Below are 21,127 nucleotides of genomic sequence, written 5' to 3'. Positions count from 1 at the left end.
ATGTGTTTCAGCTTGCAAGATTCCATAGGACTTGATGTTGTTATTTGTCAACAATCAATGCATAAGTCCTATTATTTGTTCAAAATAGCGCCTTTCATGTTGGTGACGCGATCTAGTGCAGCTTTGGTGTCTTCTGCTGACACTCCACGCACAGCCATTGCTTCACCCAGATGCTTGGCGATCGCATCGAAGTGTGGTTGCTGTAAATTCATTCCAGCGTGGGTTTTGTCCATTGGACGACCGCCGTATTGCTTTGGCCCTTCAAATATTTGAGCTAAGAAAGCAACTAAATGATTACGTTGCTTCGCCATGTCTGTACCAGCAAAAATGGGATTGAGAAGGCTGTCTGCGGCAATGCGTTTGTGGAGTTCATCTACTACTTGTTCAATAGCTGGTTGTCCACCAATGTTGTCGTACAATGTACTCATATCCTGTTCCTTTGAAGCGAGTTGGATGATGAAATTTGCAAGTAGGCGCTTAATCTTTTTGCCTATATGCTGTTAGCCGTAATTGTGGTAGGACTACCAATTCGTAATTCGTAATTAAGAAAGAATTGGTATGAAGCATTGAGTGGAGACAATGATTCAATTCAAATCCTACTTTCTGTTCCTGGCTGAATGCATATTAGGGCGTATTTGTAGAGTACGATAAGTCCTACAGCAATTCCTAAACTGCTTCGACTACAAGGCTCTTGCTGACACGATCTTGTAATCTGGCTTCGATCGCAATTTTCAGAGTTGCTGTACTACTAGAACAGGAACCGCAAGCACCTTGCAGTACAACTTTAACGCGATCGCCTTCTACATCATAGAGTTCTACATCTCCCCCGTCAGCGATGAGTACGGGTCTGACTTCTTCATCAAGAACCTTTTGAATTAGAGCAATCTTTTGGACGTTTGTTAGCGATCGCTCTTTAGACGTAACAATTTCTGTGGCAACTTTTACGCCGTAATTGTTGAGAGCAGGTGAGGCGTATTCCTGTTGAACTGATCTAATAATATCATCAATGTTCGCCAGACAGGAACCGCATCCGCCACCAGCTTTTACATAATTTGTTACTTGTTCAGCATCCGTGAGATGATTTTCTAGAATCACGCGACGAATCTTAGACTCGCTGATGCCAAAGCAACTGCAAACTAATGCGCCTTCATCATCATCATCGTGGGTAGCTAGAGGTATACCACGATAATTGTAGATAGCGGCTTCTAGCGCTTCTTGCCCCATGACAGAGCAATGCATCTTTGCTTCTGGCAAACCACCAAGGTAATCTGCAATGTCTTTGTTGGACACTTTCAGAGCTTCATCTAAGGTTAAACCTTTGATCATCTCGGTTAATGCACTAGAAGATGCGATCGCACTAGTACAACCAAAGGTTTGAAAACGAGCATCTAGAATCTTATCAGATTCTACTTCCACTTTCAGGTGCAATCTCAGAGCATCGCCGCAAGCAATACTACCGATTTCGCCCGTTGCAATCTTAACTCCAACTTCGTCCGTTTCTTCGATTGCTCCCTGATTTTTGGGATCGTAAAACAGTTCTAATACTTTATCGGTGTAGTCCCACATAATGAATTTTAGATTTTAGATTTTGGATTTTAGATTGGGGGATTGGGTACTGGGTATTGGGAAAATTCTTCCCTAATCCCCAGCCCCTAATCCCCAGTCCCCAGTCCCTAGTCCCTAACGATGCGCTAGTGCTTGTTCTTGTCCTTGCAACCAACCTGCATCATCATTTTTGAAGGGTGAAAGGGCGCGTAAACGTTCTACAATACTGGGCATTACCTCTATTACTCGATCGATTTCGGCTTCTGTGGTGTAGCGACAAAGACTGAAGCGGATAGAACCGTGCAAAGTTGTGTAGGGTAAGCCCATTGCCCGCAGAACGTGAGAAGGTTCCAGTGAACCGGAGGTGCAAGCAGAACCGGATGAGGCACAGATACCGTATTTATTCAAGGATAGTAAGATAGCTTCACCCTCAATATACTTGAAGCCGATATTTGTGGTGTTGGGCAATCTCTGCGTAGGGTCACCGTTAACTACACAATCGGGAATTGTCGCAAGTAAAGTTTGTTCAAGGCGATCGCGCAGCTTTCTTTCTCTTGTGGTCGCTTCTTCTAAGTGTAACAGTTCTAGTTCCGCAGCTTTGCCCAAGGCAATAATTGCAGGGACATTCTCTGTTCCGGCTCTGCGTCCGCGTTCTTGGTGTCCCCCAAGAATGAAGGGACGGAACCGAACCCCGCGCCGAATATATAAAGCACCAATTCCTTTAGGCCCGTGCAGCTTATGACCAGACAGAGTTAACATATCCACGGTGCTAGTCTTCATATTCAACGGGATTTTTCCCACTGCTTGCACTGCATCTACATGAAATATAGCGCCATATTCTTTGACGCGCAACCCAATTTGCTCAATCGGGAAAACCGTTCCGGTTTCGTTATTCGCATACATAATTGTCACCAAGGCGGTGTTACCTGTCAAGGAAGCTTCTAGTTCATCTAGATCCAACTGCCCTTGATGATTTACTGATAGATAGGTAACAGTGTAACCTTGGGTTTCTAATTGTTTGCAGACATTGAGTACTGCTGGATGTTCAACTTGGGTGGTGATGATGTGTCGCTTTTCTGGTTGCGCCAACAGTGCGGCTCGAATTGCGGCGTTATCTCCCTCAGTTCCACAACTTGTGTAGACAATTTCTGACTCATCGGCTCCCAGGATGGCTGCAAGTTGTTCTCTTGCTGTTCTCAATGCTTTACCGACTTGCCCACCAAAGGTATGCATACTGGAGGGATTGCCGTAATATTCTGTGAGGTAAGGTAGCATTACCTCTATAACTTCTGGGTCTACCTTAGTGGTGGCATTATTATCGAGATAGATGCAGTTATTTTGCATTGTTGTCTTCAATTAAGAATTACGAAATTACGAATTATTTAAGCTTCTGCACCCATTGTTTGGGGTTGACGCTTTTGCAACTGTTCTGAGTATTTCTGGGAATAACAATCAAACCAGCGTTCCCAGTAATCTTGTTTATTTGTTAATTTAGCGACTACGCGGTTGTAATTGGCAAACCAGCCTTCCCAGTAGTCGCTAGGCTGCTTAACGCAACCGTCACAGGTGGGACAACCAGCTTTACACTGGGGCATGGTATGAATACTACCAACACAATTTGTACAAAGTTCAGGGTCAATCCAGTGCTGTCCGTCAACCACTTTAACTGCATTTGTGGGACATACCGTTAGACAGAGATTGCAGGAAATACACTGGCTAGTAAGAATTTTGTAAGCCATGATTTATTCTCCTTTTGGGAATGGGGCATTGGGGAGGCAGTGCGGTCTTCTCCCAAGGGGAGACGCTAAAAGCGATGGGGTCTCCCCAAGTGGAGTAACTGCCGTCATTGGGCATTGGGCATTGAGGATTGGGTTTAGGGGAGGGCGTTGAGGATAATTCTTATCTCATACCCCATGCCCCATGCCCCATGCCCTATTCGTTATTCCCTAATTCCTTGACGTATTGCTCGTAAAACTCCAAAGCAACCTTCTCAATCACGTCGTAAGCTTCAACACTCTGTATTCCAGCTTCTTGCAATTTTTCTTGAGGACTGTTACCAATCTTGGAGACTAAAACTGCTTTGCAATCTGCGATCGCTTTCATAATATGCTCAAAAGAAGCTTCTTCGCCGTATCCACCTTGGCAGTATTGGTCAATTTTGCGATGACCGACAAAGAGAGCGTTGTTTCCATCCACTTCGTAAATTTGGAACTCTTTGGCATGACCGAAGTGTTGGTTAACCAATCCGCCGCCTTTGGTGGCTACTGCAACTAAGATTTTCGGACTATTGGCAATTTTCTTGCCGGCTAGCGCCTTATCTTTGGCTACTTTAAGTTCTTCTTTAAACTTCTCAATTCCTTCGTGAACGGTAGCGCGTTGTTCCATGTCATATTCGGGAGCCATTTCCAAGAATTTATCTTTGGAAAATTCTTGGCTGCGGTCTTCTCCCAACAATCCGACTGCATCGGCGCGGCACTGGCGACAGTGGCGCATCATTTTCATGTTACCGGAGCAGTTGTCTTGAACTTCTTTGAGTTCTTTGGGTGTGGGGCCGCGTTGACCGGTTAAACCGAAGTGTGTGCCATGTTCTGGTGCAGAAATCAATGGCATGATGTTGTGCAAGAATGCACCTTTTTCACGAATGACTCGATTCACTTCAACTAAGTGATGGTCATTAATTCCGGGAATCATCACGGAGTTGACTTTGCACAAGATGTCAGCATCTTTCAGGGCTTGCAATCCTTCCATCTGTCTTTCGTGGAGAATTCTCGCACCTTCAATGCCCTTGTAGCGCTTGCGGTTGTAGTGAACCCAAGGATAAATCTTAGCACCGATCTCTGGATCTACCATGTTAATGGTGATCGTAACGTGATCTATATTTAATTGTTTAATGCGATCGATGTAGTCTGGCAGCATTAAACCATTAGTTGATAAGCACAGCTTGATATCTGGTGCTTGCTCTGCAATCAACTCAAATGTGCGGAAAGTCTTATCTGGATTAGCTAGTGGGTCGCCAGGGCCAGCAATTCCCACAACTGTCATTTGAGGAATCTTGCCGCCAATGACCAAAGCTTTATGTGCTGCTTCTTCTGGTGTTAGCAATTCGCTAACGACTCCAGGACGGCTTTCGTTAGCGCAATCATATTTGCGGTTGCAATAGTTGCATTGGATGTTGCAAGCTGGTGCAACTGCAACGTGCATCCGGGCGTAGTGGTGATGAGCGTCTTCGCTGTAGCAGGGATGTTTAGCAATGCGTTCTTGGAGCTTTTCGTCCCTTTCCACGGTGGCGCTGCTGGGGCTGTCGCAGCCGCAACCACCTGATTTTGCTTGGGTTGGCGATTCCGTAGCGTTGGAGTTGAGGAGTCGTGTAGACGGTGATGTCATTGAGTTTCGCAAAAGGTCGGTGGACTTGGCTGCCACTGTGGGAGATGCTGTTGCTACTCTTTCATGCCCAGAATTGAAGTCGCGTCTTCCACACTGCCTGCAAACCCTTGGGTGAGGGCGACTTGTTTTCAAGTCAGGCAGGCGATGAATCTTTAGATGTTCGGCTGGTGTGTGTCAACGTTCGGTTCTTGGGTAGAATTTGTGCTTACAGCCGCGACTTCTCTTCACTTCAGGCATGGTGCTATGTCATCCCTCCACTCACTCTTCGCTTTGTTTTGTTTCAGAGCGTTAAGTGATTGGCGATATAAGATTTATAGCAGTCGTCTCCCAGCCAGATGTTGCGTCTCTCTAGGATAGAATTTATTGGATTTATTACTTTTGTACTCAAATAAGAAAAACCCTAATTCTTCAAGCATTGCAAGAATTAAAAAAGTTTTTTTCAGGTAGGGGTTCTAGTATTTTTTGGTTGGGGTTCTAGTGTTTATAGATGGGGGTTCAGGATTTCTTTGTACTCAGCTAAAACCCAATCCCAGCAATAACTTTAACTAACTTGAAACTAGGTTTGGGTTATTTAAATGTGTACTCAGATTGCCCTCAAATTCCGCCAAAAGCAATAAATGGCAAGGGTTTGAGGGTGAAAAACTGGAGTAGTCTACATCGTTCTACTCCAGAAACGTGCGAAATTCAATTCTGTATCTAACATATCATTTTTTTGAGGGTAAAAATGCAATTCATATTTTTTTAATTTTTGCTTTGACAATGATATTCAATTGGGGTTATAAGTCTTATCTGGTAAGCTATGTGAGCGACTGGAAATAGAGGCGTTGCTGCACATAATTTTCAAAAAACTTAACTTTTAACTCCTTTTTTTTTCATTCCCACAATGAGGAGATGGGTAGGAAACTCTCAGATTTTGTGTTTGAGAGAAACAACAAACTATAATCTAACATGATTGAGTGATCGCAATGAATTTTCTGAATTGCTCACTACAAACCTTAGCAAAAAAATCCCCTCCCGTGTCGGGAAAGGGGAAAATTCAAAGTCTCTCTGCTTTGAAAAGAGAGGTTTTACAGATACCGTGAAAAATCAGAGTGTCATTTAGTTACAATCAAACCAAGCGTGAAAAAATCTTTATGATAGCCATCCCCCAACAACCGCCAAAAATGACGGTTGAGGAATATCTCGAATGGGAACCTCAGCAAGACGTTCGCTATGAATATGCCAATGGCGAAGTATTTGCCATGACAGGCGGTACAATTCCCCATAACGACATTGCACTAAATCTCTACAGACCTTTGTACCCTCATTTGCGTTCCAGAGGTTGTCGAGTAAATGTGTCAGACGTGAAAATGCAACTCACTGCCCAGAGTCGCTACTATTATCCTGATGTTATTGTCAGTTGCGACCCTGAAGACCTCAACGCCCGCAACTTTATTCAACATCCCAAGCTGATTGCCGAAGTTCTTTCGCCAGGTACAAGCGCTAAAGATCGGGGTGAAAAATTCACTTATTATCTGACAATCTCTAGTTTACAAGAATATATCTTGATTGACTCGGAAAAAATCTCCGTTGAGCGTTACTGTCGGGGTGAGGGTAGGATGTGGCTTTACTATCCCTATACGGCTGGAGATATCATCACTTTATCGAGCATTGAGTTTGAATGCCCGATTGAATTGCTGTATGAAGGTGTTGTATTTAACACTGAAGAATAAACAGAATGTTCCTCTTTTAACTTTTAAAGAGCGATGTCTACGACGGGCTGCGCCTACGCACCTTAAGCAACTGCATAGCCAGTGTAAGGTCTTAACTCCGGTGGACGAAACCCCAGAACAATGTGTTCTTTAGGAATTCCAGCCCGTTCTAAATCGGCGGCAATGCCTTCTTCCGTGCCATCCCGTTGAATCCAGATTTTGCCATCAATCAAGTCAATATGAACCAAACAGCCGTGAATGCGGCGATCGCCATCCCAACCTATATCCATCCACAAATAGCGATCGTGGTTTCGATCAAACACCACTTCTGATTGAATCTTGGCATAAGAATAGGGTAGTGAAGCATATTCACTGAGGATAGTTTCAATCACCTGGCGATAGTCGTCTAACTTGGTGTAATCCATTGTTTAATAACTTCCTGTTTTGGATCAAAGGTAATAAGCTTTAAACGATGATTTCTCAGTAATAGTTTGCCGATGGGTTCTTCAAATAAATCATCAAAAACTCTGTTAGGTACTGCAAGATATAACGCTCGTTCTGGCTCCAATTCAATCAATATATCCTGATATAAAATATACTGACCTAATGCTTTTTCTAAATCATCAACATCCGATCTCCCGGTAAAACTTTTAATCTCAACTGCAATTTTGGATTCTGCTTTTTGCGCCGCCAACAGTTGTTTAGCACCTAAATCAACATACAAATCTTTTTTACCAAATTTCAGAGTCAGTGGATCGTGAGTAATTGTCCATTTGTCTTTAATCAAAGCATTTTTAACATTGTTGTGATAAAAGTCTCTAGCTGGCATACAGGTGTAGTTTTAGACTGATATTTCTATTTTAGGAAATCGCTACACTAGATTTATCAGGAAAAACAGGCTGTCTGAGTTCATTCACGAAAACAGGGTAGCAGGAGGAATGCGATGAAAGCAGTGGTTATCCGTCGGTATGGCGCAGCTGAGGTGTTGCAGTACGAAGACGTGGAACAGCCGAAAATTGAGCCAACGCAGTTACTTGTGAAAGTTCGTGCTAGTAGCGTTAATCCCATTGATTGGAAAATTCGCCAAGGAATGTTGAGTTTGATTGTCGGCAGCAAATTTCCGAAGATTCTGGGGTTTGATGTGGCGGGAGATGTGGTAGCCGTTGGCTCTGGTATCACGCGCTTTAAACCAGGAGATGCTATTTATGGCAGTACTAGCTTCCCTGGAGGAGGTTATGCCGAATTTGCAGCTGTCCCAGAAAACGTGGCGGCGCTCAAACCAACGAATCTATCTTATGAAGAAGCTGCTGCTGTGCCGTTAGCAGCGCTCACGGCTCTGCAAGCACTGCGAGATCAGGGAAATATTCAAACAGGACAAACTGTTTTGATTAATGGTGCTGCGGGTGGTGTAGGGATTTTTGGGGTGCAAATTGCTAAGGCTTTAGGGGCAGTGGTGACGGGAGTTAGCAGTACTAAAAACTTGGATTTGGTGAAATCTCTGGGTTCTGACCGCGTGATTGATTATACGCAGCAGGATTTTACCCAAGATATAGCGCAGTATGACATTATCTTTGATGCAGTGGGTAAGCGATCGCTCTCAGAAACCAAAAAAGTCCTCAAACCTAACGGTGTTTACATCACCACCGTACCCAGCCCTAAAGTCTTGTTAGAAAGCGTCTTAACAGCGTTTCTTCCCGGTCGAAAAGCGAAATTTCTCTTTGAGAAGCCTAACGCTAAAGACTTGCTTTTTCTGAAAGAATTGATTGAAGCTGGTAAAATTCGTGCAGTGATTGATCGCACATATCCCTTACAAGAACTAGCGGCGGCTCATAATTATAGCGAAACTGGGCGGGCAGTGGGGAAAATAGCGATCGCGGTTTCTAGTTAACTTTCCCAACATCCTCTCAGACCTTTTTAAATTTTGGATTTTAAATTATTTAATCCAAAATCCAAAATTTAAAATTCGGTGAGTGGTGCTACTTAACCTCAATAAACGAGATTATGTTATCAAGGTCATTTCCAACGAATTTATAATCACCAGCACTAAACTCACGACAGCGGCCACCAGTTTCATTTTGGCAGACACGGATCACTGTACCCGGTGGTACACTTAATGAGCTAATAGTGTCATTCCCCACAACATTTAAGTCACCTTGGTTGGCTTTGTATACTCCTGGAGTTGTCGGAAAAGACTGGGAAACTCCAGCAAAATTAGAGTCTCTGTAGACCTTAACCTGTGGTGACGGCGTGGAGGGGACATTGGAGGAGAGATTGGAGGAAAGCTTGTAGATGGTGCCGCTGTAGTCATCCGAAATTAACAAATTACCTTGCTGATCTACTACCATATCCACGGGTCGCCCCCAGATTTGTTGTGTTGCTGGAGCTACCCAACCACTGACTAAATCCATCTCCTGCCCTGGGGTGTTTGTCGTAGTGTTCCAGGGAAAGTAAGCTATTCTGTAGCCCGTTTTCTTCTGCCGATTCCATGAACCATGCAGCCCTACCACTGCGCCAGTTGAGTACAGGCTGGGAAAGTTGGTATTTTGCAAAAATGTTAGTCCTAAGGGAGCCGAATGGGCTTGGATACCTTTGCTAATCCTGTCCATTGCATTGCAATTAATATGTCCATCAGCATTAAACTCATAGTCGCGGTCAAATGGCATATTGTCGAGGCCATTTGACGTGTCAGGATTGGGGTTGCAGAATGGCCAACCATAATTACCGCCATCTCGGACTTTCGTGAACTCCTCTGGCGGGTGGTCGTCTACGTAAGAGGGGATAATCTTACCGTAATTGCCACTGTTATCGTTAAAGGGATAGGCGATGTTATCTCGATTATTAACGACTACCCAAAGGTCATTTGTGTTAGGTAAGAATGCTAACCCTTCGGCATTACGTAAACCTTGGGCAAAAAGCCGCTGATTGGTTCCATTTGCGTCGTACTGGTAAATCGCACCACGCTTGGGATAACTGACAGTATCTTCCTTACAGGCATTGCACGTAGAGGCGATGGACACGTATAGTTTGTGATTGGCATCAAGGGCGATATTTTTCAGTTCGTGACCATAAGCACCTTTGAGTTCCGATGTGCTGCTGTCTGGTAAGCCAATTACAACGATTTGGCGATTTTTCGCGATTAAGTCTCCAGGGTTGTAGATGAAGCGGTTAATTTGATGAGTCTCAGAGATATAAATGTATGTGGTCTTGTCAATCTTATGAAACACAATGTCGTGTGGTTTGCGTAGACCCGTCACAAAGTCAGAAATAATTGGGTCTTTGCTGCCATTTGACCGGACAATTAACACTTTACCCGTACTGGGCTGTGACACTAGAAGATCGCCATTAGGAGCAACTGCCATAAAGCGAGCTTGCTTAATTCGAGCATAAACTGAGATGGAGAAATTGGGCGGCACTTTCAAGGAACGGTTAGTATCAAAGGGCCAATAGCTCATTGTATTAGGCACTTCCAACTTGGTTTCAATAGACGCTGGGGACGGTTGGCCCATCGCTGCGGTGGGAATGACCTCTAAGGACATTAAACTAATTAGCGATGCGGATAGTATGCGTCCAAGCATCTGTGTTGGTTTTAGGGCAAACATAACCATTCTTAACTTTCCTCTAGCGTTGTAGATGATTTCTATTACACACAACTCTCGGCTAGCCGATTTTTCCGAGAGTTAGAACAAAATTACTCAGGGGTAGCAGTTTTTGAGAATACTTCGTTAGATATATTTATATACTCGTATTTTTCCTTACTCACCAAAAAATGGGTGAATCAAAAGTTAGAAATAAAGCTAGAGCGATCGCTCTTTCAAACCAAAGGAGTCCTCAAATCCAACAAAATTATCACCACCTCACCTAGCCATAAACCATTGTACAGAGCTTCTTTGCAGCGTTCGTTTATGGTCAAAAATTCAAGTTTGTGTTTGAAAAAACCAACGCTGAAGACTTGGTTTTTCTCAAATAATTGATTGAAGCTGGTAAAATTTCTATGGTGATTGATCGTACATATTTATTGGTAAAATTAGCAGTGGCTCATAGTTGTAGCGAGAGTGAATCTGCTGTGGGAGAAATTGCGTAGGTGTAGCCCGTCGTAGACATCGCACTTAGCAATTGATTTAAAAAAACAATGCGAAACCTAATCCCCTAAGCCCCTTCCCAACGCGGGAAGGGGGGAAAATTCAAAGTCTCTCTCCTTTTAGGAGAGAGACTTTGAAAGAGGTTCTTCAGATACCTGTGATATTTCCGCAATAACCCTGAAATCTGGAAACATTACTCCAGCTAGTGGATATACTCGTAATCAAAATCTCAACAGAAGCGAGTATTATGCTGGACTGGTTAGCTATTTGGGGTGTAACTCAGGCCGCGGGGTTGATTTTTAAACCCATTCTGGAAGACTTAGCCAAGGATGCTGCTAAAGATTGGGCTAAAGATTTATTAAAAGGCATCCCTGGCAAGATTTTCCAGAAGCTTAAGAAGGAAGACATAGAAATTGCTGCTGGTAAAGCGTTAAAGGAATTTTTACAACTCATGCAGCAGCAGCTAAAGGTTCGTTGCAAACTTGCTGAAATTGAGATTAAAGAATACACCAAAGACATCCAGAAATTTATCAGCGATAAGTCGGTTACAGAAATTCTTGGTAAGGCTTTTGATATTAATTGTGAATCTTTAGACGCTAAAACACTAGAAGATAGTTGGAACAGGCTGCAATTAAAAGCTTTGCCATCTAAGTTTAACTGGCAATCACTTACAGAACAGTATTTTACCCAAGTCCAAGAACTTCTTTTAGATTCAAAAGATTTACACCATATCCTAGAATTACAAAAGTTATCTGATATTGAAATAAATACCAAAGAAATTGCTGGCGTTATTGTAGATTTTAATTTAGTTAAATATCAAGAAGGAATCCGCAAACGTTATGGCAATCTCAAGTTAGATAGCTTAGATACTAGCGGCTATGCCTATAACTAACTTAAGTTATGGCAGATTTTTACTGCTCAAAATGTCCGGGAAACTCATCAAGTTTTAGCACAAGTTCACGAACTGCCTAAAGAACATCTTAGACGGCTGCGAGAAACTGACCAAGTAGAAGCAGAAGTTGAATTAGAAGAATTAGAACGCCACAAACGGGTTTATTTTGAACAGCCGATCCGTTCAGTATTAGATGTTGTCAATAAAAAGCAAGATTATAAATATCTTGTGATTTTGGGCGATCCTGGTTCAGGTAAATCTACATTGTTGCAATATCTAGCTTTGAAGTGGGTAGAGTCTTCGCTGGATAATGTTATCTCATTACCAATTCCCTTGCTAATTGAATTAAATACTTATATGAGATGGCGCGAGAATAAAGAGAATCAAGGTTTTCTGTATTTCTTTCATCAAGGTAGTGGTGCTGTTCATCATCTCAATCAGCTTGAACTAGATAAACAATTAAAAGCTGGTAATGCGTTAGTGATGTTTGATGGTTTGGATGAGGTATTTGACCCTGGTAAGCGAGAGGATGTAATTACTGATATTCATCGCTTTACTAATGACTATCCTGATGTGCAAGTAATTGTCACTTCTCGGATTATTGGCTATAAACCGCAACGATTGCTTAATGCTGAGTTTCGCCACTTTATATTACAAGATTTAGACTCAGAACAAATTCAGGATTTTATCAACCGTTGGCATGAGTTAACTTTTACTGATGCAGTAGATAAAGAGAGAAAACGGGAACGGCTACAAAGAGGAATTGAAGCTTCCAAATCTATTGCAGAATTGGCGGGAAATCCTCTGCTGTTGACAATGATGGCAATTCTTAATCGTAATCAAGAGCTACCAAGAGATAGAGCTACACTTTACGATCAAGCATCGCGGGTGTTGCTGCATCAATGGGATGTGGAACGCGCTTTGACAGAAGATAAGAGGTTAGACCCGAAGACTATTGATTATAAGGATAAGCAAGCGATGCTGCGTCAAGTTGCTTATCTGATGCAAACTGGTGAGAAAGGTTTGGCAGGTAATTTGATTAATGAAAATGATTTAGTCAAAGTTCTGACTGATTATCTCAAAACCATAGATTTTGATAAACCCAGAGAAGCTGCGCGGGTGATGATTAATCAACTGCGGACTCGCAACTTTATGTTGTGTTTCCTGGGTGCAGATTATTATGCTTTTGTGCATCGGACATTTTTAGAATTTTTCTGTGCTTGGGAGTTTGTCTGGCAGTTTAAAGAAACGCAAACGCTGACTATTGAGGAACTTAAGAATGAAGTTTTTGGCAAACACTGGCAAGATGAAAGTTGGCATGAAGTCTTGCTGCTAATTGCGGGAATGATTGAGCCAAGATTTGTTGGCGAGATTCTTGATTATTTGATGGTGCAAGATGGCGAAGGGGAAAAGTTTGTCAACCTGTTTTTAGCGGCTAAGTGTCTTGTAGAGGTGAGAAATCGCTTGCTGATTATGTCAACAGCTACTCAATTACTTAGCAAGCTAAAAGACTTAACTAAATATGACCTCTGCTACTATTACGACTCTTATCACGATGAAGAAGAAACTAAGCTAGTACGGGAAATTCGCACCCAAGCAGTCACAGCAATTGCAACAACCTGGCAAGAATCTATCGACACCAAAATCTGGCTCAAAGAACGCGCTACCCATGATTATGACGATGATGTGCGAGGTACAGCAATTCAAGAATTAGCGAAGAACTTTAAAGATGACCCCGACACCAAAACTTTCCTCAAAGAACACGCTACCCATGATTATGACGATGATGTGCGAAGTGCAGCAGTCCAAGAATTAGCGAAGAATTTCAAAGATGACCCCGACACCAAAATCTGGCTCAAAGAACGCGCTACCCATGATTATGACGATGATGTGCGAAGTGCAGCAATCCAAGAATTAGCGAAGAATTTCAAAGATGACCCCGATACCAAATCCATCCTCAAAGAAGGCGCTATCCAGGATGATAACTGGGATGTGCGACGTGCAGCAGTCGAAGAATTAGCGAAGAATTTCAAAGATAACCCCGACACCAAATCCATCCTCAAAGAACGCGCTATCCAGGATGATGATAGGGAGGTGCGACGTGCAGCAGTCAAAGAATTAGCGAAGAATTTCAAAGATGACCCCGACACCAAATCCATCCTTAAAGAACGCGCTATCCAGGATGATGAGAGGGAGGTGCGAGGTGCAGCAGTCCAAGAATTAGCGAATCACTTCAAATATCACGCTGATTTGTTTGATATCTACTACCAGTGCGCTGTTAATGACCCCTTTAAGGATAGCCATGATCCCCCCTATAACTCCAATCCTCGGCGCATTGCACTGGAGATAATTATCAAGCAATTTCCTCAGCATCCCCAGACTTTACCACTGTTGCGCGATCGCGCAGAGAATGACCCAGATGAGCAAGTGCGGGAATTTGCTCAGAAGAAGTTAAAGCAGTGGGAAGGGTAAATGTAAGCTGAGTATATGCCCAAGAAAATCAGAGAACTCAAAAGTTTATTGCTGCAAGCAGGGTTTACCTACCGTCCTGGTAAAGGTAGCCACACTAATTGGTATCATCTTCTCCTACCTGGGAGAGTTACTATATCAGGTAAAGACGGAAATGATGCTAAAGCTTACCAAGAGAAAGACGTTAATAATGCACTTCAAAGGTTAGAAGAAATTAAAAATACTCAAGAGGAAGAAAAAGAATGAATTCCCACTACACGATAATTATTCAATGGTCTGATGAAGATGAGTGTTTTGTTGTCAGTCTTCCTGAATGGGGAGAATTTTGTCACACTCACGGAGAGACTTACGATGAAGCTTTGAAAAATGCTCAGGAAGTTTTAGAAATGCTGATTGAATCATCTTTGGCTGATGGTGAACCTCTCCCAGAACCTAAGACGCTAGGAAAGTCTTTGGAAGTTGCATAAAATTTATGAATTAAAAAGGTAGCTTATGAACACATCTGTAAATACAGCCAAAGTCTACGATGAAATTATAGAGTTTATTGCTGCTGGAACCACTCCCCAAAGTGTTATCGATTTCAAACTCTCGGATGCAGCCAAAGACCGTTTAGAGGATCTCGTTTACCGCGCAAAAACTGAAGGTCTTACAGGAAGTGACCAGCGAGAGTTAGATCATTTTCTCACGCTAGAGCATATTATGCTACTAGCAAAAGCAAAAGCTCGTCACTACATCAGCGCGGAGTAAGTATTCAAAGTGTCTCGTCCATATATTAATGCAGAATTGCGGCGTTTAGTTGCCGATCGCGCCGAGCATATTTGCGAGTATTGTCTCGTTTCTGAAGAAGATAGATCGTCGGGTTGTCAAGTTGACCATATCATCAGCGTGAAACACGGCGGCGCTACAACAGCAGATAATCTCTGTTATGCCTGTATTTTCTGTAACCTGCAAAAAGGCACAGATTTAGGGTCAATTAATTGGCAAACTGGCGAACTTGTGCGGTTTTTTAACCCACGCAGAGACTTTTGGGGTGATCATTTTCGACTAGATGAGGCTGTAATTCAGCATCAAACAGATATCGGTGAAGTTACCGCACGTATCCTAGATTTTAACAGTGACGATCGCATTATAGAACGACAAGCTTTGATTGCATCTGATCAGTATCCCTCAGCATCGGCGCTAAAACAGATAAATAAATAAGTTATGATGTGCGATCGCACTTATCAATGGGAATTCTATACTTAGCAACACTTGCTACTTCACTACTAGAACTCCCAAGGTAAATATATCATGGCTTATCAGAATATTGCAGCCGCCCTTTCGCCACAAGATATCCAAGAAATTAAAGCCGCACTACAGACAGTCCAAAAAAAGATGCCGTTTCTAATTACTCTCAGCACTGAAGAACGGCGGAAGTTAGTAAAAATGGGCGATAAAAGCCTAGCTTTTGTGAACAATAGCATTACTGCTGCTCAGTCTAACCGCGAAATTCTTCCAGCCACTTTTGATGTTGAGGAACTGGTTCAAGATTATCAATTAGCTGCTGCGCTTACCGAACTTTTAACCTCAATGCAGCAACTCACGGAACAGGTAGATGATACCCTAATGGCTGTCGGTAGTGAAGCTATGACTAGCAGTTTGACTGTTTATGATTACGTGAAGACTGCATCAAAAAAGACTCCAGGCTTAAAAACTGTCGCTGAACAGTTGGGCGAACGTTTTAAAGCTATTGGTAAAGGTAAATCTGCTAAAACTCCCGTCTCTTGATAAATTAATACTCTTCGGCGAGCCTCATATCATTTCAAAAATCTTTGTGATATCCCTCTTCTGTCACTCTCCGAAAACATTTGCCATTTCTTAATTCTAGAGCTTTTGTATAGCAAGCGATTGCGCAATTCTTTTCTAATAATAAATACAAGACAAATTTTTTTCTAATAGTATAGCTTGTATTGATTGCCTCATGAGGCTTCTAGCGATCGCCCTCCCGGAGAGTGACAGAAGAGGGATATGGTGCTTCTCGCTTGTATGCAATACACTTTGACCTCTCTCCAAGCCTCTCTCCTAAAAGGAGAGAGGCTTTGAATCTTACTCCCCAACGCTAGTAGGGAAGGGGTTGGGGGTTAGGTCTTTATTGGACTCAACACAGAAGCGCTATAAATAAATTTGCTGTAGGGGTGTACAAATGTACGCCCCTGTTTTGTTTATCCACCTTTTATCTCCGTCAACGAGTATTTGAACCGGATGAATCCACCTTTTATCTCCGTTAACGAGTATTTGAACTGGATGAATCCACCTTTTATCTCCGTTAACGAGTATTTGAACCGGATGAATCCACCTTTTATCTCCGTTAACGAGTATTTGAACTGGATGAATCCACCTTTTATCTCCGTCAACGAGTATTTAAACCGGATGAATCCACCTTTACAAGTTGCTTGAGTAGGGATGCTATGAGAATATTTACCTATTCTGCTGTTTTAAGATTTTGCGATCGCTATCCCCACACATCTATATAATAAGAAAACAGTCGCGATGAGCGATAACTATATTTTGAAACGTATACATATATACAGACAGCAAATCCTAAAAGAAAATAAAGAAACCTGTCTTTTGTCTTACCCAATAATAAGATACTAATAGTAATAGGAGATACAGAATATTGATTTGTAGCTTCATCTAAATCATATTTGAGTGCATCTGAGTACAGCTTAATATATTGCAAAATATCTTGATAAAATCTTAGCAAATGCTTACGGGTAAAGTTTCTTGTAGCGTGAACAGAAATTCTTAACCCCTGCCCCAAAAATACTAGTACCCCCATCATTAAATACTAGCGCCCCTACCCCAAGATAAATTTTAAGTTTATGTGGAGTGGGGGTTTTGGCGTTTGAGTACAACCTCAATCAATCCAATAAATCCAATCAGCATTGGGTTTTGTATCGAGTTGGATGTCACCTGATATAAGCATAAAAATAGCAGATGACTCTTTTACCAGATAGACATTACCGATGCAACAGTCTTTAGACAGTCTTAGCGATGTCTCCGACGGGCTTCTCTACGAGACGCTACGCGAACGCCTACCCCCAAGTACCAAAACGCAGGATTCTGCCCGTACATCCATGCTGAAAAATCTTCTCTCTGGCGTTTTTTTTGAGCCATTATTGAGTGATTTTCGCATTATTTTTGAGCGCGACCCAGCAGCACGGAATTGGCTAGAAGTGGTGTTTTGCTACCCTGGATTGCACGCGCTATCTTTGCATCGTCTTGCTCACTGGTTACATTGTCGAGGAGTCGGTTTTATCCCCCGCTTAATTTCTCATTTGGGGCGATTTTTGACCGGAATTGAAATTCACCCAGGTGCAGAGATTGGTCAGGGCGTGTTTATCGACCACGGAATGGGTGTTGTCATTGGCGAAACTGCGATCGTGGGCGACTATACACTGATTTACCAGGGCGTCACCCTTGGCGGAACTGGTAAAGAAACTGGTAAGCGTCATCCCACAGTCGGCAAAAATGCAGTGATTGGGGCGGGTGCGAAAGTTTTGGGTAATCTGCAAATTGGCGATCGCGTCCGTATTGGTGCAGGTTCCATTGTCTTGCAAAATGTCCCCAGCGATCGCACAGTGGTGGGAGTTCCCGGCCGAATTATTTCCCGCAACGATAACGCTAGCCTTTCTCCTTTAGAACATGGAAAGCTACCCGATGTGGAAGCAACCGTGATTCGTTCTTTGCTCTCGCGCATTGAAGAACTCGAAAAACAACTGCAAACTTTAAAAATCAAGAGTCATTAGTCATTGGGCATGGGGCATTGGGCATTAGCAAAGGACAAAGAACAAATGACAAATGACACTTTAGGCGATCAAGTTTTGCAGATTCCTTTGAGCGATCGCTGGCGAATCTATTACCGTTTGCAAGAGTTAAAAATTAATTGCTCTTGTCCCCCCGATGGTTCTTTGCGAGTGCAAGTGAACAATTTGCTCGAATTAATTCTAATTCGTAGTACAGTTATGCAATTTCTTGCTTCTCGTCACGAATTATTAGAGTGGCTAGAGCGTTGCTGGCATTACAGTGATGAGTCCTGAGTCTTTTCGTCAGACCTAATTCAGACACTATTAATCTTGAATTCATGACGCAAGTACTGGACTTTATCCTTTTTGTTCAGAGATGCACAAAGCTCGAATAGATTTAGAAGTTGAAGCTACTGTACGCTAGCAGAATTTGTTGCAGACTGAGATGGATTAGACGAGTTTTAGATTTTGTTTATTCTCCTAAATCTGAAAGTTCTCTGACATCTAGCAACAATTAAAAGGCGGAATTACCAAATCAAAATTGGAATTTCTGATTTTTAATTTTTCCCAAATTAATAAATTGAAAGTTCGATTATGGCGACTCGTAATAGAGATATAAGACTCCTCAATTTTTTGCACAATGAACTTGAACTTTCAAATGCCGATATTGCTGTAGCTCTGCGACACCGTGAATTAGAAAATGGCCCGCTACCGATGCTCCTCTGGCAGTATGGTTTTGTTGACTTGGAGCAGCTAGGAAAAATTTTTGATTGGCTAGCAGAACAAAGTTAGCTAATTTATATCCTTTAACTTTGAGTAGCATTCCCTGCCTAAATTACACCTAAATACACTAGAAAAAATGAGGTTACGAAGATGATTACATCCTTAATTGCTGGATTCTGTGTATTACTATGTTCCGGATTTGCTAATAGTTATATTAGTTCATTGCTAGTTGAACAAAATACAACTGACATCGGTAAAAAAGATTAGTAAATTATACATGGTTTTAGTTCCCTGCCATACAGATGTGATGATGCTAATCGGACAATAATTAAGGATCATGTATCCTACATTATGAATTGTGATATTTTTAGCATTTACCATCACTAGGGGTTGTAGAGAGAAAGGATATTAAGAATACTTCCAAGAGAGGGATATTTGCAATGAATCAAATCATAATTAATGACACTACATTACGTGATGGCGAACAAGCAGCAGGTGTTGCCTTTACTCTACAAGAAAAAGTAGCGATCGCTAAGTTTCTCGATGCCATTGGTATACCAGAATTAGAAGTGGGTATACCGGCAATGGGCGACGAAGAAACCCGTGCGATCGCCGCAATTTCTGACTTGGGTTTACAAGCAAAACTCTTGGGCTGGAACCGCGCTGTCATCTCAGATATCAAGGCTTCCATCGCCTGTGGTCTGAATCGGGTGCATATTGCCATTCCCGTCTCTGGTATCCAAATTGCCACTAAATTTCACGGTCAGTGGCGAGTCAGTTTACAAAAACTCAAAGACTCAATCAACTTTGCCCTCGATCAAGGTCTTTGGGTAGCAGTCGGCGGAGAAGATTCTTCCAGGGCTGATGAAAACTTCCTCTTAGATGTAGCACTTTATGCCCAAGAATGGGGTGCATCCCGCTTCCGCTTCTGCGACACTGTAGGAGTTCTCGACCCCTTCACCACCTACACCAAAGTCCAAAGGCTGGTTTCAGCGTTGACGATTCCCCTAGAAATCCACACGCATAATGATTTTGGTATGGCAACTGCCAACGCCCTTGCTGGTATTAAAGCCGGAGCCTCATCAGTGAATACCACAGTCAACGGATTGGGTGAACGGGCGGGAAATGCAGCATTAGAAGAAGTTGTCATGGCGATCAAACGCATCTACGGCGTTGATTTGGGCATTGACACTCCCAGTTTGCTGCAACTGTCTCAACTAGTTGCAGCCGCATCAGGAGCCGATGTACCACCCTGGAAAGCGATCGTTGGCGAAAATACTTTTGCTCACGAATCTGGCATCCATGCACACGGGGTATTGCAAAATCCCATCACCTATGAACCATTTGCTCCTGAAGAGGTGGGTTGGGAACGGCGTTTAGTAGTAGGAAAGCATTCTGGACGGCATTTGGTTTCAAACTTACTAGAACAGCATGGAATTTTCTTGAACTCCCAAGAAACTCAATCTGTTTTAGATGCAGTGCGTCATCAATCGGTACAGAAAAAACGCAGTTTGACGACAGACGAATTATTGAATTTGGTCAGAGAACAGAGGTACTCTCATGCAACGCGATGAATTAGAACTAAACTTGCCACCTGCTTTTGAAATCGGTGAAAAAGTCAGAGTTCGTAAACTGCTGAAAAACGATGGTACCTTTCCTGGTAAGGAAGTCGGCCAAGTTTTAGTGAACAAAGGAGATATCGGCTACATAGCGAGTATAGGGACATATTTGCAGAGTTCCTATATCTATGCTGTGCATTTCTTGGAAACAGGATTCGTCGTCGGCTGTAAGAAAAAAGAACTAGAATCTGTTGAGGAATCTCATGAAAGTAATGCTACGGATGAATGATGCCGGCACTTTAGTAGTCTACGTTGCTAAAAAAGACCTGGAAGAAGAAGTCGTCAAACAAACCGATGGAAATGATGGCAAGATTCTCACCCTAGCAAATGGTTGGGAATTAGAATTTCGTGATTTGCCAGACGCAGCAAATTTGCCCCAAACTGTAGAAGCTAAACGCCTCTCGTAAGGGGACTGGGGACTGGGGACTGGGGACTAGTAGGGACTAGTAAATAAATAAATATTTAGAAATACTTTCTCAGTACCCAATCCCCAATCTCCTGTTCCCAATTCCCAATGCTCAATGTCCAATAACTTATTATCAATCATGGGTGACAAGTATTTGACGTTATCAGAACTGACTCTTGAAGGACAGTTATTAGGTTTTGTTGGTGGTGAGCCAGGAAAATATAAATACTTGCAATTGGCAGTTCCATCTGGAAATGTGGAAATCAAACTGCCTAAAGAATTGCGCCGTTCTCTAAGTTTATCCTTAGTTCCTGGTCAGCAAGTTCGTGTTTGTGGTCATAGTAAATTAGACTCACGCACAAGTAAAATTAAAATCAAAGCCTATGGGGTGACGCCAATCAATACTTGTCCAAAACAAGATTTACCACCTCAAACCAAACCGAAGATTATGGTATGTCAAAAGGGCGGTTGCCTTAAACGTGGTGGTAAAGGGTTATTATCAGAATTAGAAAAAACTTTGTGCGATCGCGGTTT

The 21,127-nt window shown here is 42.5% G+C and carries 24 protein-coding genes and 1 pseudogene; 17 read left to right on the top strand and 8 right to left on the bottom strand.

Translation table 11 applies throughout. The features are described from left to right. Positions 1-71 precede the first annotated feature (71 nt). The 5 genes from HWQ44_RS19200 to nifB all read right to left on the bottom strand — a co-directional run bounded on the left by HWQ44_RS19200 (position 72) and on the right by nifB (position 4,929). Positions 72-428 carry a group 1 truncated hemoglobin gene (locus tag HWQ44_RS19200; RefSeq protein WP_104898466.1) on the bottom strand — a complete coding sequence of 119 codons (357 nt, stop codon included), beginning with the start codon at positions 426-428 and terminating at the stop codon, positions 72-74. 238 nt (positions 429-666) lie between these two features. Beyond that, positions 667-1,566 (bottom strand): Fe-S cluster assembly protein NifU, encoded by a 900-nt coding sequence (gene nifU, locus HWQ44_RS19195; protein WP_292721718.1) that lies wholly within the window; start codon positions 1,564-1,566, stop codon positions 667-669. A 114-nt stretch (positions 1,567-1,680) separates the two neighbouring features. Then, positions 1,681-2,889 (bottom strand): cysteine desulfurase NifS, encoded by a 1,209-nt coding sequence (nifS, locus tag HWQ44_RS19190; RefSeq protein WP_292721716.1) that lies wholly within the window; start codon positions 2,887-2,889, stop codon positions 1,681-1,683. A 38-nt stretch (positions 2,890-2,927) separates the two neighbouring features. Next, positions 2,928-3,284 (bottom strand): 4Fe-4S binding protein, encoded by a 357-nt coding sequence (locus HWQ44_RS19185; protein ID WP_292721713.1) that lies wholly within the window; start codon positions 3,282-3,284, stop codon positions 2,928-2,930. A 193-nt stretch (positions 3,285-3,477) separates the two neighbouring features. Further along, on the bottom strand, positions 3,478-4,929 hold the full coding sequence (gene nifB, locus HWQ44_RS19180; protein WP_292721711.1) for a nitrogenase cofactor biosynthesis protein NifB: 1,452 nt from the start codon (positions 4,927-4,929) through the stop codon (positions 3,478-3,480). Positions 4,930-6,062: 1,133 nt separating this feature from the next. On the opposite strand from nifB, the gene HWQ44_RS19175 reads away from it, so the two are divergent. Next, a complete protein-coding gene (locus HWQ44_RS19175; RefSeq protein ID WP_292721708.1) occupies positions 6,063-6,641 on the top strand; it encodes a Uma2 family endonuclease in 579 nt (192 codons plus the stop codon). Positions 6,642-6,703: 62 nt separating this feature from the next. On the opposite strand, the gene HWQ44_RS19170 is transcribed toward HWQ44_RS19175, so the two are convergent. Next, positions 6,704-7,045: a XisI protein gene (locus tag HWQ44_RS19170; RefSeq protein ID WP_292721705.1), complete on the bottom strand. Its 342-nt coding sequence runs from the start codon at positions 7,043-7,045 to the stop codon at positions 6,704-6,706. Further along, entirely contained in the window at positions 7,027-7,449 is a 423-nt protein-coding gene (locus tag HWQ44_RS19165) for a XisH family protein (protein WP_292721703.1), read from the bottom strand. The genes HWQ44_RS19170 and HWQ44_RS19165 overlap by 19 nt, the downstream gene beginning before the upstream one ends. A gap of 114 nt (positions 7,450-7,563) precedes the next feature. On the opposite strand from HWQ44_RS19165, the gene HWQ44_RS19160 reads away from it, so the two are divergent. Further along, on the top strand, positions 7,564-8,508 hold the full coding sequence (locus HWQ44_RS19160; RefSeq protein WP_292721700.1) for an NAD(P)-dependent alcohol dehydrogenase: 945 nt from the start codon (positions 7,564-7,566) through the stop codon (positions 8,506-8,508). Positions 8,509-8,596: 88 nt separating this feature from the next. Here the strand turns inward: HWQ44_RS19160 and HWQ44_RS19155 are convergent, their stop codons facing one another. Beyond that, positions 8,597-10,225: a sugar dehydrogenase gene (locus tag HWQ44_RS19155; protein ID WP_292721698.1), complete on the bottom strand. Its 1,629-nt coding sequence runs from the start codon at positions 10,223-10,225 to the stop codon at positions 8,597-8,599. A 165-nt stretch (positions 10,226-10,390) separates the two neighbouring features. Here HWQ44_RS19155 and HWQ44_RS19150 point away from each other — a divergent pair, with 165 nt between their 5' ends. From HWQ44_RS19150 to HWQ44_RS19080, 15 genes and pseudogenes are all read left to right on the top strand, one after another. Further along, positions 10,391-10,591 (top strand): hypothetical protein, encoded by a 201-nt coding sequence (locus tag HWQ44_RS19150; protein ID WP_292721696.1) that lies wholly within the window; start codon positions 10,391-10,393, stop codon positions 10,589-10,591. Between the two features lie 355 nt (positions 10,592-10,946). Beyond that, positions 10,947-14,063, top strand: a pseudogene (locus tag HWQ44_RS19145) (HEAT repeat domain-containing protein). A 15-nt stretch (positions 14,064-14,078) separates the two neighbouring features. Next, on the top strand, positions 14,079-14,306 hold the full coding sequence (locus tag HWQ44_RS19140) for a type II toxin-antitoxin system HicA family toxin (protein WP_292721694.1): 228 nt from the start codon (positions 14,079-14,081) through the stop codon (positions 14,304-14,306). Next, a complete protein-coding gene (locus HWQ44_RS19135) occupies positions 14,303-14,527 on the top strand; it encodes a type II toxin-antitoxin system HicB family antitoxin (protein WP_292721692.1) in 225 nt (74 codons plus the stop codon). Before HWQ44_RS19140 ends, HWQ44_RS19135 begins: the two co-directional genes overlap by 4 nt. Before the next feature lie 25 nt (positions 14,528-14,552). Continuing rightward, positions 14,553-14,807: a hypothetical protein gene (locus HWQ44_RS19130; protein ID WP_292721690.1), complete on the top strand. Its 255-nt coding sequence runs from the start codon at positions 14,553-14,555 to the stop codon at positions 14,805-14,807. Positions 14,808-14,816: 9 nt separating this feature from the next. After that, positions 14,817-15,260, top strand: a complete 444-nt coding sequence (locus tag HWQ44_RS19125) for an HNH endonuclease signature motif containing protein (RefSeq protein WP_292721687.1) — start codon at positions 14,817-14,819, stop codon at positions 15,258-15,260. 90 nt (positions 15,261-15,350) lie between these two features. Continuing rightward, positions 15,351-15,827: a hypothetical protein gene (locus HWQ44_RS19120; RefSeq protein WP_292721685.1), complete on the top strand. Its 477-nt coding sequence runs from the start codon at positions 15,351-15,353 to the stop codon at positions 15,825-15,827. 474 nt (positions 15,828-16,301) lie between these two features. After that, positions 16,302-16,496, top strand: coding sequence for a hypothetical protein (locus tag HWQ44_RS19115; protein WP_292721683.1), 195 nt, complete (start codon positions 16,302-16,304; stop codon positions 16,494-16,496). Between the two features lie 680 nt (positions 16,497-17,176). After that, entirely contained in the window at positions 17,177-17,848 is a 672-nt protein-coding gene (gene cysE, locus HWQ44_RS19110; protein ID WP_292721927.1) for a serine O-acetyltransferase, read from the top strand. A 45-nt stretch (positions 17,849-17,893) separates the two neighbouring features. Beyond that, positions 17,894-18,139 (top strand): Asr1405/Asl0597 family protein, encoded by a 246-nt coding sequence (locus HWQ44_RS19105; protein ID WP_292721680.1) that lies wholly within the window; start codon positions 17,894-17,896, stop codon positions 18,137-18,139. Between the two features lie 300 nt (positions 18,140-18,439). After that, positions 18,440-18,637: a DUF2949 domain-containing protein gene (locus HWQ44_RS19100; RefSeq protein WP_292721677.1), complete on the top strand. Its 198-nt coding sequence runs from the start codon at positions 18,440-18,442 to the stop codon at positions 18,635-18,637. Between the two features lie 371 nt (positions 18,638-19,008). Then, complete coding sequence (gene nifV / locus HWQ44_RS19095; RefSeq protein WP_292721674.1) at positions 19,009-20,142, top strand: homocitrate synthase; 1,134 nt, start codon at positions 19,009-19,011, stop codon at positions 20,140-20,142. Then, entirely contained in the window at positions 20,129-20,416 is a 288-nt protein-coding gene (locus HWQ44_RS19090; protein ID WP_292721671.1) for a nitrogen fixation protein NifZ, read from the top strand. Before nifV ends, HWQ44_RS19090 begins: the two co-directional genes overlap by 14 nt. Further along, positions 20,391-20,594 carry a putative nitrogen fixation protein NifT gene (nifT, locus tag HWQ44_RS19085; RefSeq protein WP_273768323.1) on the top strand — a complete coding sequence of 68 codons (204 nt, stop codon included), beginning with the start codon at positions 20,391-20,393 and terminating at the stop codon, positions 20,592-20,594. Before HWQ44_RS19090 ends, nifT begins: the two co-directional genes overlap by 26 nt. 138 nt (positions 20,595-20,732) lie before the next feature. Further along, positions 20,733-21,127 (top strand): (2Fe-2S) ferredoxin domain-containing protein (locus HWQ44_RS19080; RefSeq protein WP_292721924.1); only part of this gene is annotated, 395 nt, incomplete at its 3' end.

The organism is Nostoc sp. JL34 (assembly GCF_017114945.1).
Taxonomy (GTDB): Bacteria; Cyanobacteriota; Cyanobacteriia; order Cyanobacteriales; family Nostocaceae; genus Nostoc.
This window is presented reverse-complemented; position numbering and strand designations above follow the sequence as displayed.